Origin of the sequence: Novosphingopyxis sp. YJ-S2-01 (genome assembly GCF_016093175.1) — a bacterium.
Lineage (GTDB): Bacteria > Pseudomonadota > Alphaproteobacteria > Sphingomonadales > Sphingomonadaceae > Novosphingopyxis > Novosphingopyxis iocasae.
The window spans coordinates 228,375-242,396 of the sequence record NZ_JAEDAI010000001.1; the positions used below are offsets into that span (position 1 = coordinate 228,375).

At 63.9% G+C, this 14,022-nt stretch carries 14 protein-coding genes and 1 tRNA gene; 8 read left to right on the forward strand and 7 right to left on the reverse strand.

Features of this window, described 5'->3' with window-relative positions; all coding sequences use genetic code 11:
* Nucleotides 1–71 precede the first annotated feature (71 nt).
* On the forward strand, nt 72–596 hold the full coding sequence (locus I6A82_RS01015; protein WP_198093371.1) for a hypothetical protein: 525 nt from the start codon (nt 72–74) through the stop codon (nt 594–596).
* Here the strand turns inward: I6A82_RS01015 and I6A82_RS01020 are convergent.
* The 3 genes from I6A82_RS01020 to ispG form a co-directional block, all read right to left on the reverse strand.
* Nucleotides 587–1,525, reverse strand: coding sequence for a histone deacetylase family protein (locus I6A82_RS01020; RefSeq protein WP_198093372.1), 939 nt, complete (start codon nt 1,523–1,525; stop codon nt 587–589). The genes I6A82_RS01015 and I6A82_RS01020 overlap by 10 nt on opposite strands.
* Nucleotides 1,526–1,591: 66 nt before the next feature.
* Nucleotides 1,592–2,080: a GNAT family N-acetyltransferase gene (locus I6A82_RS01025; RefSeq protein WP_198093373.1), complete on the reverse strand. Its 489-nt coding sequence runs from the start codon at nt 2,078–2,080 to the stop codon at nt 1,592–1,594.
* The gene (ispG, locus tag I6A82_RS01030; RefSeq protein WP_198093374.1) at nt 2,077–3,219 is read right to left on the reverse strand and encodes a flavodoxin-dependent (E)-4-hydroxy-3-methylbut-2-enyl-diphosphate synthase; all 1,143 of its coding nucleotides are present in this window, start codon (nt 3,217–3,219) and stop codon (nt 2,077–2,079) included. The genes I6A82_RS01025 and ispG overlap by 4 nt, the downstream gene beginning before the upstream one ends.
* 102 nt (nt 3,220–3,321) lie before the next feature.
* Here ispG and I6A82_RS01035 point away from each other — a divergent pair, with 102 nt between their 5' ends.
* Entirely contained in the window at nt 3,322–3,987 is a 666-nt protein-coding gene (locus tag I6A82_RS01035; protein ID WP_198093375.1) for an SDR family oxidoreductase, read from the forward strand.
* Between the two features lie 55 nt (nt 3,988–4,042).
* Here the strand turns inward: I6A82_RS01035 and I6A82_RS01040 are convergent, their stop codons facing one another.
* Nucleotides 4,043–5,338 carry an OmpP1/FadL family transporter gene (locus I6A82_RS01040; protein ID WP_187334634.1) on the reverse strand — a complete coding sequence of 432 codons (1,296 nt, stop codon included), beginning with the start codon at nt 5,336–5,338 and terminating at the stop codon, nt 4,043–4,045.
* A 206-nt stretch (nt 5,339–5,544) separates the two neighbouring features.
* On the opposite strand from I6A82_RS01040, the gene I6A82_RS01045 reads away from it, so the two are divergent.
* The 3 genes from I6A82_RS01045 (at nt 5,545) to I6A82_RS01055 (ending at nt 8,027) form a co-directional block, all read left to right on the forward strand.
* Entirely contained in the window at nt 5,545–6,672 is a 1,128-nt protein-coding gene (locus I6A82_RS01045; protein ID WP_232343189.1) for an isoaspartyl peptidase/L-asparaginase family protein, read from the forward strand.
* A 47-nt stretch (nt 6,673–6,719) separates the two neighbouring features.
* On the forward strand, nt 6,720–7,559 hold the full coding sequence (locus I6A82_RS01050) for a S1/P1 nuclease (protein ID WP_198093376.1): 840 nt from the start codon (nt 6,720–6,722) through the stop codon (nt 7,557–7,559).
* A 225-nt stretch (nt 7,560–7,784) separates the two neighbouring features.
* Complete coding sequence (locus tag I6A82_RS01055; protein WP_187337197.1) at nt 7,785–8,027, forward strand: hypothetical protein; 243 nt, start codon at nt 7,785–7,787, stop codon at nt 8,025–8,027.
* A gap of 205 nt (nt 8,028–8,232) precedes the next feature.
* On the opposite strand, the gene I6A82_RS01060 is transcribed toward I6A82_RS01055, so the two are convergent.
* A complete protein-coding gene (locus I6A82_RS01060; protein ID WP_232343190.1) occupies nt 8,233–10,440 on the reverse strand; it encodes a M3 family metallopeptidase in 2,208 nt (735 codons plus the stop codon).
* Nucleotides 10,441–10,650: 210 nt separating this feature from the next.
* On the opposite strand from I6A82_RS01060, the gene I6A82_RS01065 reads away from it, so the two are divergent.
* Nucleotides 10,651–11,580, forward strand: coding sequence for a hypothetical protein (locus I6A82_RS01065; protein WP_198093377.1), 930 nt, complete (start codon nt 10,651–10,653; stop codon nt 11,578–11,580).
* A 27-nt stretch (nt 11,581–11,607) separates the two neighbouring features.
* Here the strand turns inward: I6A82_RS01065 and I6A82_RS01070 are convergent.
* Both I6A82_RS01070 and I6A82_RS01075 read right to left on the reverse strand, forming a co-directional pair.
* Nucleotides 11,608–11,683, reverse strand: a tRNA-Val gene (locus tag I6A82_RS01070).
* 33 nt (nt 11,684–11,716) lie between these two features.
* Entirely contained in the window at nt 11,717–12,343 is a 627-nt protein-coding gene (locus I6A82_RS01075) for a TlpA family protein disulfide reductase (RefSeq protein WP_232343192.1), read from the reverse strand.
* 16 nt (nt 12,344–12,359) lie between these two features.
* Here I6A82_RS01075 and argH point away from each other — a divergent pair, with 16 nt between their 5' ends.
* Together argH and I6A82_RS01085 are read left to right on the forward strand one after the other, a co-directional pair.
* Nucleotides 12,360–13,730 carry an argininosuccinate lyase gene (gene argH / locus I6A82_RS01080; RefSeq protein ID WP_198095431.1) on the forward strand — a complete coding sequence of 457 codons (1,371 nt, stop codon included), beginning with the start codon at nt 12,360–12,362 and terminating at the stop codon, nt 13,728–13,730.
* Nucleotides 13,727–14,017 (forward strand): hypothetical protein, encoded by a 291-nt coding sequence (locus tag I6A82_RS01085; protein WP_232343194.1) that lies wholly within the window; start codon nt 13,727–13,729, stop codon nt 14,015–14,017. The genes argH and I6A82_RS01085 overlap by 4 nt, the downstream gene beginning before the upstream one ends.
* The last annotated feature ends 5 nt before the right edge of the window (nt 14,018–14,022 follow it).

Sequence of the window (14,022 nt, forward strand, 5' to 3'; positions counted from 1 at the left end):
AGCAATTCGGAACTCCCCACGCTCCCGGCGCGTCGTTTTGGCAGAGCCCTACCAATTCGGAGACCCGCCCTATGATGCGCACCATCGCCCTCTTCGCCCTCCTGCCGCTCGCCGCCTGCGTCTCGCAGGACATTGCCGGGCCAAAATCGCCTTATGAGGTGCAGCAGCAAGTGCGCGCGGAAGCGCCCGCAGGCACGCTCGATATGGAGCAGACGAACGGTACGGTGGTGGCGAGCGAGGAAGCGCTCGACCGGCTACGGAACAATAGCGGCATCACGCTCCAGTGGATCGGCTGGGAGAAGCGCGGAGAACTGGAGGTGACGCAGCCGGACAATGTGGTGATGCTGAAAGGACGCCAGCAGGGCAGCGATGAGCGGCCTGGCACACTCAGCATCGACGGGAAGGTGACCGCGATCGAGAAGGACCGCTTCACCTTTGACGGTACGGTGCGCATCGCAGACGCGCCCGATCCGGGCCGCGATTGCGTCCGTAGCGGGCCGATGGAATTTCTCGTGACGCAGGACCGCAAATATTGGCGGCTGCAGGACATGGTCGCCTGCGACGGGCTGACCGATTATGTCGATATCTACTTCTGACGCGCAGCCCGCTGCTCGGGCGGCGGCGGGAACTTCGCATTTTCATCAGCCATCGCCAGCATGGCATTGGCGTGACGCTGCGCGACGGCGCGCTGATCCTGTCCGTAGCCGCCGCCCATGGCGCTGGCGACCGGCAGCCCGCGCCGGCGGACCTCTCCGATCACGAACCGGTCCCGCCCTTCTAGCCCGGCGTCGGTGAGCGCCAGGCGGCCCAATTTATCGTCTCCATGCGGATCTACCCCCGATTGATAGAGCACCAGATCGGGCCGCACCTCGTCCAGCAGGCGGGGAAGATGCGTGGACAGCACCTCCAGATAGGCTTCGTCCCCGGTGCCATCGGGCAGGCCGACATCGCAATCGGACCGCGCCTTGCGCGTCGGAAAATTCTTCTCGGCGTGCATCGAGAAGGTGACAATGTCGTCGCGTCCCGCGGTGAGCGAGGCGGTGCCGTCGCCCTGATGCACATCGCAATCGACGATCAGGATGCGCCCCGCATCGCGCTGCGCGATCAGCCGGTTGGCGGCTACGGCAAGATCGTTGAACACGCAGTAACCCGCACCGGTATCGTGCAGCGAATGATGGCTGCCGCCCGCGCTGTTCGCGGCAAAGCCGTGCTCCATGGCGAGATGCGCGGCGCGCCAGGTGCCGCCATTGGTGTGCTGAACGCGCTGCGCGATATGCGGCGTCACCGGAAAGCCGATGCGCCGTTCCTTTTCGCGCGGTACATCGGCAGCCAGCACGCTGTCGACATAATCGGGATCGTGCACCGCCGCGAGCCAATCGCGCGGCATGGGCGGGGGCGCATGCTCGGTCATCGCCGCGCCGCTTTCGCGCAGGCAGATCATGACGAGCTGATATTTGTCGAACTTGAAGGTGCCGCGCTCGGGCGGCGGCGCCATGTAATCGCGATGGTGGACGACATGCAGCATCGGGAGAATGTGGCGATTGGGAACAACGGATCAACCGACCCGAGTATAAGCGAGAAACCGAACCCTTTATCGGGCGGTGCTTGCAAATTCCGTCAGCGCATCGCCTTCCATGCGCATGACGCGCCATTCGGGCTGCATCTTCGCGCCGATATGTTCATAGACGCGGATCGCGCTCTCATTCCAATCGAGCACCACCCATTCGAAGCGCGCGCAATCGCGCTCGACCGCGATTTCCGCCAGCCGTTTCAGCAGCGCGCTGCCGATGCCGTGGCCCCGCATCGCCTCGCCGACATAGAGGTCCTCCAGATAGAGGCCCTTGCGGCCCTCCCAGGTCGAGAAATTGTGGAAGAACAGCGCAAAGGCAGCAGGATCGCCGTCCCACTCCGCGATCAGAGCCTCGGCCACCGCATGCTCGCCGAACAGCGCGTCATGCAGCCGCTCCGGCGTCGCCTTCACCGCGCCCGCCGGTGCTTTCTCGAACGCGGCCAGTTCCTCGACGAAACGCAGGATGGTGGAAACGTCGTTCCGAGTGGCGCTGCGGATCGAAAGGCTCATTCCGCGGGCACCGGCTCGGCGTCCGCGTTCGCCGCCTCGATCTCAGCCGCCTTGGCCTCGACCAGGGAAACGATGTGATCGAGCATGTCGCCGTCCGCCACATGATGGTCGGTCACACCGCTCAGATAGACCATATGCTTGCCCTTGCCGCCGCCCGTCAGGCCGATGTCGGTCTCACGCGCCTCGCCAGGCCCGTTGACCACGCAGCCGAGGACGGAGAGCGAGAGCGGCGTGTTGATGTGCCGCAGCCGGTCCTCCAGCGCCTGCACCGTGCGGATCACGTCGAAGCCCTGCCGCGCGCAGCTGGGGCAGGAAACGATCCGAACGCCGCGCGTGCGCAGGCCCAGCGTCTTCAGGATTTCATAGCCGACGCGCACCTCTTCCTCCGGCTCGGCGGAGAGCGAGACGCGCAGCGTATCACCGATGCCGGCCCAGAGCAGATTGCCGATGCCGAGCGCGGATTTCACCGTGCCGCCGATAAGCCCGCCCGCCTCGGTAATGCCGAGGTGCAGCGGGCAATCGACCGCATCGGCCAACTGCATGTAGGCGGCGACGGCGAGGAACACGTCGGAAGCTTTGACGGCCACCTTATATTCGTGGAAATCCTGATCCTGCAGCAGCTTGATATGGTCGAGCGCGCTTTCCACCAGCGCTTCCGGGCAGGGCTCGCCATATTTTTCCAGAAGATCGCGTTCCAGCGAACCGGCATTCACGCCGATGCGAATGGCGCAATTGTTAGCCTTGGCCGCATCCACCACTTCCTTCACGCGCGCTTCGGACCCGATATTGCCGGGGTTGATGCGCAGGCAGGCCGCGCCTGCATCGGCCGCTTCCAGCGCGCGTTTGTAGTGAAAGTGGATGTCCGCGACGATCGGCACGCGCGCCGCGCGCACGATCTGCTTCAGCGCGGCGGTGGACGCTTCGTCCGGGCAGGAAACGCGGATGATGTCCACGCCCGCCTCCTCGCAGCGGCGGATCTGATCGATCGTCGCCTTCGCGTCCTCGGTCGGCGTGTTCGTCATCGTCTGCACGGTGATGGGCGCGTCGCCGCCCACGGGCACATCGCCCACCATGATCTGCCGGCTCTTGCGGCGTTCGATGTCGCGCCAGGGGCGAAGGGAAGGATTGTCGGCGGTCATGGGAACGGGCCTCGATGCTCGGTGGTTGCCCCCATATAGCCGCTCGATCTTACAGTTGCGAGTGGTGCCTTGCCCCTTCCCCTTACGCAAAGGAACTCTCCCATGCCCACCATCCTCATCACCGGCGGCAGCCGCGGCATCGGCGCCGAACTTGTGCAGCAATATGCCGCAGACGGCTGGGACGTGATCGCCACCGCGCGTTCGGACAGCGACCTCAAGGAACTGGACGGCATGGACAATGTGACGGCGATGGAACTGGACGTGGCCAAACCCGATAGCGTCGCCGCCTTTATCGACGGGGTCGGCGACCGGCCCATCGACGTGTTCCTGAACAGTGCCGGCGTTTACGGCCCCCGAACGCCGGAGCGGGACGGCTGGATGGATGTGCTGGAAATCAACGTCGTCGCGCCAACCCTGCTCGCCGAGAAGCTGAAGCCGAATGTCGCCGCATCGGAGAAGAAGGTCATGGCGGTGGTGACCAGCCGCATGGGTTCCATCGGCGACAATGGCGGCGGCGGATCGATCCCCTATCGCAGCAGTAAGGCCGCGGTGAATGCGGCCTGGAAGAGCCTGTCGATCGATTGGAAGGATGACGGCATCGCCATCGTCATGCTGCACCCCGGCTGGGTAAAGACCGATATGGGGGGCGACAATGCGCAGATCGACACGAAGACCAGCGTAGACGGTCTGCGCGATCGGATTGCGGAGACCGATCTGTCCAACAGTGGCCGCTTCGTCGCTTATGATGGCGCGACGATCGAGTGGTAAGTCGTTTGCGCCCGCCGCTCTCTGATGATGAAGAGAGCGGCGGGCGCATGTTCAATTAGAAGCGGGCGTTCAGCGCCAGCCCGAACTGATCGACATCGCCGCGATTGGTGGACCGCAGCGTCGTGTTGATCTGCGCAGGCGTGCCCTCGTAGAAATTGTCCGACCGGTTCAGCGTCGCCGATGCCACGAAGACATGGGCATAGCTGAAGTCGATGTCGAACCGGTCATTCAGACGATAGGTCGCGCCCACCGTCGCCCAGGTGCGGTCGCCATCTGGAACGCGGGTGCTGAGAAACGCATCGGGAACCGGCGTTGCATCGTACATCGTGCCCGCGCGCAGCGTCAGGCGATCCGTGAAGTCATGCTCCGCACCCAGAGCCATCGACCAGCTGTCCTCGTAATTCTGCGGGCTGGACTGCGCCGGGCGGCCTTCGGGGAAGACGGTGATCGCATCGAAAGTGGACCAGTTGTACCAGTTCCAGCTGCCGTAGACGCGCGTGGCGCTATCGACACCGAACATCGCGCTGACCGTGGCGATATCCGGCAAGGTTAGCGGCGCGGTGGCGGTGGTCGAACCGTTCTGGCCCGCCAGCGGACCGACCAGACCGGACAGATCGAACGTACCTTCCAGGTTGTGCTTCATGCGCGAACGGTAATGCGCGCCCAGCCGCACCTTTTCGACTTCTAGCTGCGCGCCGACATTCCAGCCGACCGACACATCGTCGCCCTGCACCCGCAGGAAGCCATCGCCGCTTGCCGGGTTGAGATTGGGCAGCGCGTTGGTCAGCTCCACATCGATATATTGTACATCGACGCCTGCACCGATCGAGAGGTTGTCGTTGATTTTGTAGGCAAGGCTCGGCTGCACATTCACCGTGAACACGTCGGAACGCAGCGAGTCGTAACGGCCGAAGAAATCGTCATCATAGTCCACGACCACGCCGAAGGGACTGGAAACGCCCAGACCCGCCCACAGCCGATCGGTGATCTGCGCGGTGGCATAAGCCTGCGGCACGACGATCGGCTGGGAGAACGGGTTTCCGCCATCGCCGCCGGGCACGGGGATCGACACCGGAACGCCGGGAACGGTGCGGGTGGTGCCGCGATTTTCCTGGCGGGAGTTCACCAGCAGGAGCTCGCCGCCCAGCTGGAAGTTGATCCCTTCCAGCTCGGTCATGCCGGCCGGGTTGTAGTATACGGTGGAGGCGTTGTCGGCCGAAGCGGCTTCGCCCGAAAAAGCGCGGCCCAACTCGCGCGCAGACTGTTCCTGCAGATAAAAGCCGCCGGCCATGGCCGGGGCGGCGCTGCCGAGCAGCAAGGTAAAGGCGAGCATTTTGTAGCGAAGGGACATGTTTGGATGGTCCTGATTGGTTTGGGTAGCGGCCTGCCCCCTAATCGCCGATTGCGCGCAAAGCTCCTGCGAAAAACCGATTCCGGTGCAGCTGTGACATCGACGCATCAGATTTCGCCGTCGCCGCACCCGATCCCGTCATGGCCGGGGCGATTGCGCGCGACCGGACACCGCCATAGGGTGCACGCCCGACAAAGGGGGTTCGAATGAAACGATCGACGATGATGTGGGCGGCGGCTTTGGCGCTGGGCCTAGGCTCTGCGGCGCAGGCGCAGGACGGCGGCATGGGGGCGCAGCAGGCGCCGGAATGGGCGCTTACCATCCATGGCGGAGCCGGGGTGATCGAGCGAGACAAACTTTCGCCCGAAAAGGACGCGGAAATCCGCGCGGCGCTGAACCGGGCGCTCGCCGCTGGATCGAAGGTACTGGCCGAAGGCGGCGCGGCAATGGATGCGATCACGGCGACCATCACGGTGCTGGAGGACGATCCGAACTTCAACGCAGGCCGCGGCGCGGTGTTCACCTGGGACGGTGCGAACGAGATGGACGCCGCGATCATGGACGGTCAGACGCTGGACGCCGGCGCCGTGACCGGCGTTACCCGTACCAAGAACCCCGTACTGCTGGCGCGCAAGGTGCTGGAGGACAGCGAGTTCGTGTTCCTGAGCCGCGAAGGCGCCGACCAATTCTCGCGCGAGAACGGGCTGGAGCAAGTCGACCCCGGCTACTTCGCCACCCCCGAACGGCGGCGGCAGCTCGATCAGCTGAAGGCCGCAGAGGCGGCAGGTAAAACCATGTCGCAGCTCGATATCGATCATAAATATGGGACCGTTGGCGCGGTGGCTCTGGACCAGGCGGGCCATGTCGCCGCAGCCACCTCCACGGGCGGGCTGACCGGCAAGCGCTGGGGCCGGATCGGCGATGCACCGGTGATCGGCGCTGGCACCTATGCCGACGATCGCTCCTGCGCGATTTCCGCCACGGGCGCGGGCGAATATTTCATCCGCTTGGGCGTCGCGCATGAAATCTGCGCGCGCCTGCGCTTCGCTGCGATCGACAAGGCTGCCGAGGAACAGGCTGCGCTGCCGCTGGGGCCGGACGGCGCGCCGCCGCGCGTGGTGACGCCGGACGAAGTTTCGCTGTCGGACGGCGAGGTGCAGGACATCGTTGCCGGCGTAATCGACGAGCTGGGCGACCTGGGCGGTACCGGCGGCGTGATTTACGTCACCCCCTGGGGCAATCAGGGCTGGAGCTTCAACACGCCCGGCATGTACCGCGGCAAGGCGGCTGCGGACAACGAGCCGATGGTCGCGATCTATGGGGATGAGGAGTAGGACGCCCCGTCTTTCCCTTGCCATAAATCGGGATTAGGGCGCGCGGCATGATCCGTATTCTTCTGGCGCTTTCTGCAGCAGCCGCGTTCCTGCTCCCCTCCCCAGCTTTCGCATGGGGCGAATATGGGCACCGCACCGTCGCCGCCATCGCGATGGATAATATCAGCCCGCACAGCCGCACAGTGATCCGCCGCCTGCTGAAGGCCGCGCCGCTGCTCGGCACACCCGATTGCGCGCTGAAGTCGATCGGCGATGCCAGCGTCTGGCCGGACTGCATCCGCCGCGACCGGGACCGCTGGGGCTATACCTCCCCCTGGCATTACCAGAATGTCGATATCTGCGAGCCATTCGCGCTGGAACCCAATTGCCCGAACGGCAACTGCGCCTATGCGCAGGTCGAGCGGAACATGAAGATCCTCTCCGACAAGTCCCTGCCCGACAATGTACGGCTGGAAGCGCTGGCCTTCCTCGTCCATTTTACGGGCGATCTACACCAGCCGATGCATGCGGGAGACCGGCACGATCGCGGCGGTAACGACGTGGACGCCGATTACGGCATCATCCCCGGCCTCAATCTGCACTGGATCTGGGACGGCCCACTGGCGGAACGCGCCATCTCCACGCCCCCTGCACTGGTGCGGCGCTATAGCGCGGCGGAAAAGGCCGCGATCGATCAGGGCACGCCCGAGGATTGGAGCCGCGAGGCTTGGGAGGCGAGCCGCGATATCGCCTACACCCGCGCTCTGGATGGAGACCCTTGCGGTCCGAAACCGAAAGAAGCTGTGTTAATCGACGAGGCCGATGTCGTTGCCTCCGCCGATACGCTGCGGCTGCAGATCGAGCGGGCGGGGCTGCGTCTCGCCGATATGCTCGACAAAGCCCTATAATCCAAGAAACTATGTAACCGGCAAATTTTTATAAAGCGCGGTTGCTCCAAACGACCGCTTCTGCGCGCGCGGCTATGACCAGTGCGTAATTGCCACTTACGTCAGAACCCGCGCGTCTCCTGCCCTTTGATGTGGCCGATATGTCACAAGCGCCCATCGGTTCAACGCTCGTGGAAACCTTTTCGCCGCGCCGCGTTGATTGGTGCAGTGCGAAAGGACAGTATTATGACAATCCAGACCACGGCCACGAGTTTTGGCATCCATGGCGCGATGGAGCGTTATTCCTTCATGTATCATGATGGAGAGGCAAATCATTGCCCGGGATGTGGACAGAGCCACTGGCATATCGGCCGCGCGACTGCCGAATGCGCGCATTGCGGAACGGCCATGCCGCTGTCCGAGGTGTCCTCCACTCCGGCGCGTCCGCTTTTCTACGTGCGCAATAGCAAGACCGCGATGGCGGCCTGAACTATAGCGGCAGGGTTTGCTCCCTTCCGCTGATCCATGAACGCGGGCGCGCGATTTGTCGCAGTGCCCGGCGTCATCATTGCTTTGCACCACAGGCAGTACGAAAAAGGGCGAGCCGTAAGGCCCGCCCTTTTCGATTCCGGTCTTCTGATTTCGTGCGGGAGGGCTTGAGGCTCTCGCCTCGGGCCCTCCTACTGATATTTTCTTATTCGCTGACCGAATCGGTCGGGAAACCACGCTTTTCCAGGATGAAGCGAACGTCCGGATCGCGGCCACGGAAGGCGCGATAGGCGTCGATCCGATCGGTCTCGTTGCCGGTGGACAACAGGATCTCGCGGAAGCGATCCGCGGTTTCCTTGTCCCACGGGCTGCCGGCCTCTTCGAACGCGGCCCACGTGTCCGCGTCCATCGTTTCGGACCACAGATAGCTGTAATAGCCTGCCGAATAGGCGTCCGAGGAGAACAGGTGGTTGAACTGCGGCAGACGGTGCCGCATCACGACCTCCTTCGGCATACCGATATCGGCCAGCGTTTCCCGCTCGAACTCATCGACGTCCGTCACCGGCTCGGTGCGATCGTGCAGCTTCATATCGACGATCGCGCTCGACAGATATTCCACCGTCGAGAAGCCTTCGTTGAACTTGGACGAGGCTTCGATCTTGTCGACCAGCTCCTGCGGAATCGGCTCGCCGGTTTCATAATGCACGGCATAGTTGTTCAGAATGTAAGGCGTCAGCAGCCAGTTTTCGTTCACCTGGCTGGGATACTCCACGAAGTCACGCGGCGTGCCGCGCAGGCCCGGATAGGTGACGTCGGTCATCAACGCGTGCAGCGCATGGCCGAATTCGTGAAACAGCGTGCTGGCATCGTCGACGCTGATCAGCGCCGCCTCGCCCTCCGCGGGCTTCACGAAATTGTTGTTGTTGGAGGAGAGCACATTGCGCTCTCCGCCAAGCGACTGCTGCGAACGATAGGTGGTCGCCCACGCGCCAGAGCGCTTTCCGGTGCGCGCATAGGGGTCCATGTAGAACACGCCGACATTGCTGCCGTCGCGCGCATCGGTGACGACCCAGGTGCGCACATCCGGGTGGAACACCGGAATCTCGCCGGTATTCTCGGTGAACTTCAGATCATAGAGGCGCCCGGCGGCATCCATCATGCCGTCGATCATCTTGGAGAGCTGGAAGTAGGGTTTGATCTCGTTCTGATCGAGATCATACTTATCCTTGCGCACCTTCTCCGCGTAGAAGCGATAGTCCCAGGGCTGGATCGTGATGTCCGCGCCTTCCTTGTCGGCGATCGCCTGCATATCGGCGACTTCTTCCTTCACGCGCGCGACCGCGGCGGGCCAGACCTTCATCATCAGGTCCATCGCACGCTCCGGCTCCTTCGCCATGGTATCGGCCATGCGGTAATCGGCATGGGTGTCGAAACCGAGCAGCTCGGCGCGCTGCTGACGCAGTTTCAGAATGTTGGCGATGGTCTGGTTGGTGTCGTTCTCCCCGCCGTTGTCGCCGCGATTGGCATAAGCGGTGAACACCTTTTCGCGCAGATCCCGTCGCGTGGAGTTTTCCAGAAAGGGCTGCATGAAGCTGCGCGTGTTGACGACGGCCCATCCCTGTTCACCATTTTCCTCGGCTGCGCTCTTCATCGACGCGATCAGGCTGTCCGGCAGGCCGGCCAGGTCCGCCTTGTCGGTGAGGAGGATGTAGCTTTCCTCGTCCGCCAGCACCTTGTTCGAGAAATCGGAGAACTGGCTGGCCAGTTCGGTCTCGATCCCGATGACCTGCTGCTTCTGCTCGGGCGTCAGCAAAGCGCCCCCGCGCACCAGATCTTCATATTGGCGGGTGAGAAGGCGCATCTGCTCGGCATCCAGACCGAGCGAATCGCGCCGGTCGTAGAGCGACTTTACGCGGGCAAACAGGCGCGGATCGAACTGCAGTTCGTTGAAAAAGGCGCTGAGCTTCGGGCTCCATTCGGCCTGGATCGCGCGGACTTCGGGGCTGGAAAGGTTGGAGGTGTAAACGCCCCAATAGCTGAACAGGCGGCCAACCTCTTCGCCGGCCAATTCCAGCGGCACCATCGTGTTCTCGAAGGTGGGCTCGTCCGGATTGGCAAGGATTTGCTCATATTCGGCCTTGGTGTCGGCCATCGCGGCCTCGAACGCGCCGGGAAAATCGGACACGCTGACGGCATCCCATTGCGGCACGCCGCCATAGGGGCCGGTCCAGTCACGCAGCAACGGGTTGGCATTGGGCATGGCAGTGCTTTCATCATCGGCGCCGACATCGGGCGCTTCGCCGGCTGCTGTTCCGGCCGCCGGGCCGGTGGAGCCTTCGGCCTGCGCGAATGCGGGCGCACCAAGGGCGAGCGTGGAAACGGAAAGAGCGAGAGTCGCGAGGGTCTTGGTCAAGAAAATACCTTTCGGGCGTCTGTTCTATGGGGCTGTTGTGGCCCAGCGTCCCGATGCCTGCAAGGGCACGCCGGACGGTGTTGCAGGTCCAATCGATTGGCGGCGGTGGGACCAACCCGCAAAAGTCTCAACCGAAATGGACCTAATCAGAACGCTAGTGTAATCCATGCCGCCTGAACACGCGGTTACGGTCTTGGGGGAGGCACTCGGGTGGAAGATTACAGCAATAGCAGTCCCTTACTGTGGATTGTCACAGCGGACGCCGCACTGGAAAGCATCGTCGCCGAAATCGCGGCGCTTGCCGGATGGCGGGCGGCGCCGCGGCTCGCAGCCATGGATGAGGCATCGACAAGCATGCCCGCCACGCCGCCCCGCGCGATCCTTGCCGATATTCGCTCCGGATCGGAGACAGAGCCACGCGAAATCGCGAAGGCAGCGGAATATGCGGGGCGGCATGACATCGCCTTCATTGTCTGGACCGATATGCGGCGTCTCGATGAGGCGGACGCGCTTGCCGATGGAAGCGATGCTGCGCTGCTCGTCGATCCAGAGCCGGCCGAGGCGGTCTACGCCTTGACGCGGGCACGCAGCCGCCAGGGCAACCGCGCGCGCGAAAAACGCGGCGAAAGTCGTGAACTGATGCGCCTCAGCGATGAACTGGTGGAGATGGCGCGGCGGGTTGCCGCGCTCACCCGCGACGATGAAGGCGGCGGCGTGCGCGCCGATCCGCTAAGCTATCGCGGCGCGCCGCCCGGCCACGACGGCGCCTTGGGCGCGGCTGGCGCGGCACCGACCATCGCGCCCGAACGCATTCGCGAAATGATTCGTCTGCGCCGGATGCGCGAAGATGAATTTGCCAGTGATCTGTTCGCAGACCCCGCCTGGGACATGCTGCTCGATCTCACCGCCTCGCGGATCGAGGACAAGCCCGTCTCTGTCTCCAGCCTGTGCATCGCCTCCGCCGTTCCGGCAACGACGGCGCTGCGCTGGATCAAGTTGATGACCGATCGTGGAATGCTGGAACGGCGCGCCGATTCGGCGGACGCGCGGCGTATCTTCATCGATCTGAGCGATGAGACCTATGTTCGCATGCAGCGCCTGCTCGGCCAGATGCTCGCCGGGCAAACCCCACCCGTCTAAAGAGACCGGTGTAAATGAGCGCGGAAATGGTGGGCGATGACAGGCTCGAACTGCCGACCCTCTCGGTGTAAACGAGATGCTCTACCAACTGAGCTAATCGCCCGCGCCCCCGGCTCTACTCAAGCCGCCGGGCAGGTCAAGTGGCTTCGGGCTCACCTGCCTCTGCCAACATGTCGGCAACGGCGGGATCGGTCCATTCCGTTGGCCCGATCAGGCGCCAGACTTCCTGCCCCTTAGCGTTGTAGAGGATAGTGGTGGGCAGTTGCGCATTGCCGCCCAGCGCGGTGAGCAGGTTGTTGTTGGTGTCTGTATAAGGCTGGATCGTCGTGAACCCGTTCATCACCCAGAACGGATCGACCGCCTGTCGTCCATCGAGATCCTGCGAGACGGTGAGCACCTGAAGCTTATCATTGCCGGCGGCCAGCGCATCCAGCGTCGGCATTTCCTTGACGCATGGCGCACACCAGGTTGCCCACAGGTTCACGAGCAGCGGCCGCCCCTTGAAATTTGCCAGATCGATCGTCTGGCCATCGGGATCGGTGAAGGTGCCCGCCAGATAGGGACTGCCCTGATGATCGTAGGTAAGCTGCGCTTTCATGCCGTCCGCGGTTTCGATCTGTGCGCCCTCGCCGCGCTTGGCGGCCTGGCTTTCGTTGCCGACCTGATCCTGCGCCCCTTGCGGCTGTTCGGGCGTACCACTATCGCAGGCGGCCAGCGCCGGTAAGGCGGCAAGAGCAAGGGCGATGGGAAAGAGTGCGCGCATGAGCGATTCCAACAGCATGTGGGGCGGGCGCTTTTCGGGCGGCCCTTCGGCGGTGATGCGCGAGATAAACGCCTCCATCCCCTTCGACAAGCGCCTGTGGCGACAGGACATCCGCGCGAGCAAGGTCCATGTCGCCATGCTGGCAGCTCAGGGCATCGTGAGCGAAGAGGATGCCGCCACGATCCGCGAGGGTCTCGATCGCATCGCTGCGGAATATGAAGCGGACGGGGTACCGGAGAATTTCGACCTCGAGGATATTCACATGACCGTCGAGGCGCGGCTGACCGAGCTGATCGGCCCCGTCGCCGGACGCCTGCACACCGCGCGCTCACGCAACGATCAGGTGGCGACGGACTTTCGGCTCTGGGTGCGCGAGGCTTGCGAAGAGATGGAGGCCGGCCTTGCCGCGTTTCAGCGCGCGCTGCTTGCCCGTGCCGAAGAGCATGCCGATACGGTAATGCCGGGCTTCACCCATTTGCAGGCCGCCCAGCCGGTGACGCTGGGCCACCATATGATGGCCTATTATGAGATGGCGAAGCGTGATCGCAGCCGCTTTGCCGATGCCCGCGCGCGCGCTGCCGAATGCCCGCTCGGCTCTGCCGCGCTTGCTGGCACCAGTTTCGATCTGGACCGCGATCGGACCGCTGGCGAGCTGGGTTTCGCGCACCCCACCGCCAATTCGCTCGACGCCGTATCGGACCGCGATTTCGCGCTCGATTATCTGATGGCCGCGACCACCGCCTCGCTGCACCTTTCGCGCCTGGCTGAAGAATTCGTAATCTGGGCGAGCCAGCCCTTCGGTTTCGTGAAGCTGTCCGATGCCTACAGTACCGGCAGCTCGATCATGCCGCAGAAGCGCAACCCTGATGCGGCAGAGCTGGTGCGCGGTCATTCCGGGCGGATCGCGGGCTGTATGCAGGCGCTCGTCATGGTGGTGAAGGGCCTGCCGCTGGCTTACGCCAAAGACACGCAGGACGACAAACCGCCGGTGTTCGAAGCGCACGACCTGCTCGCGCTGTCGATCGCGGCGATGACGGGCATGGTGGAAACCAGCGATTTCCGCAGCGAGCGGATGCGTGATCTAGCCGCAGGCGGTCACAGCACTGCGACCGATTTTGCCGACTGGCTGGTACGCGCCATCGGCCTGCCCTTCCGCGAGGCGCATCATCTGACCGGCGCCGCCGTGAAACTGGCCGAGGAAAAGGGCTGCGATATATCCGAGCTGGACGACGCCGCGCTGCGCGGTCTCGATCCGCGACTGGCCGAGGCGCAGCTGCCCGATCTCAGCGTCGAGGGATCGGTTGCCAGCCGGATGAGCTATGGCGGCACCGCACCTGCGCGGGTAAGGGAAGCCATCGCCCGCGCGCGCAAGGAACTGGACCAATGAAGACCGCCGCCGCCCTGCTGGTCGCCACCGCCGCGCTTTGCGCGTGCGGCAAGGTGGGTCCGCTGGAACCCGCACCCGGTGCCAGCATGCCGCCCAAAACCTATGGCCAGACGAGCGCGGTGGACCCGCAGGCGCTGATCGAACCCTCCACGCAGGCGCGGCCCGCGCGCAGCGATGAGCTCTTACAGCGCTCTCAGGTGCGCGAGCCCGATCCGTTCGATCTGCCGCCCGCAGGCCGCCAGTCCACCAACGACGCCGACGTGGCGCCCCCGCCCCCGACTAGCTGAGACCT

Coding starts and splice junctions, on each gene's coding strand:
- I6A82_RS01015 (WP_198093371.1), top strand. CDS start 72: ATGATGCGCACCATCGCCCTCTTCGCCCTCCTGCCGCTCGCCGCCTGC.
- I6A82_RS01020 (WP_198093372.1), bottom strand. CDS start 1,525: ATGCTGCATGTCGTCCACCATCGCGATTACATGGCGCCGCCGCCCGAG.
- I6A82_RS01025 (WP_198093373.1), bottom strand. CDS start 2,080: ATGAGCCTTTCGATCCGCAGCGCCACTCGGAACGACGTTTCCACCATC.
- ispG (WP_198093374.1), bottom strand. CDS start 3,219: ATGACCGCCGACAATCCTTCCCTTCGCCCCTGGCGCGACATCGAACGC.
- I6A82_RS01035 (WP_198093375.1), top strand. CDS start 3,322: ATGCCCACCATCCTCATCACCGGCGGCAGCCGCGGCATCGGCGCCGAA.
- I6A82_RS01040 (WP_187334634.1), bottom strand. CDS start 5,338: ATGTCCCTTCGCTACAAAATGCTCGCCTTTACCTTGCTGCTCGGCAGC.
- I6A82_RS01045 (WP_232343189.1), top strand. CDS start 5,545: ATGAAACGATCGACGATGATGTGGGCGGCGGCTTTGGCGCTGGGCCTA.
- I6A82_RS01050 (WP_198093376.1), top strand. CDS start 6,720: ATGATCCGTATTCTTCTGGCGCTTTCTGCAGCAGCCGCGTTCCTGCTC.
- I6A82_RS01055 (WP_187337197.1), top strand. CDS start 7,785: ATGACAATCCAGACCACGGCCACGAGTTTTGGCATCCATGGCGCGATG.
- I6A82_RS01075 (WP_232343192.1), bottom strand. CDS start 12,343: ATGCGCGCACTCTTTCCCATCGCCCTTGCTCTTGCCGCCTTACCGGCG.
- argH (WP_198095431.1), top strand. CDS start 12,360: ATGTGGGGCGGGCGCTTTTCGGGCGGCCCTTCGGCGGTGATGCGCGAG.
- I6A82_RS01085 (WP_232343194.1), top strand. CDS start 13,727: ATGAAGACCGCCGCCGCCCTGCTGGTCGCCACCGCCGCGCTTTGCGCG.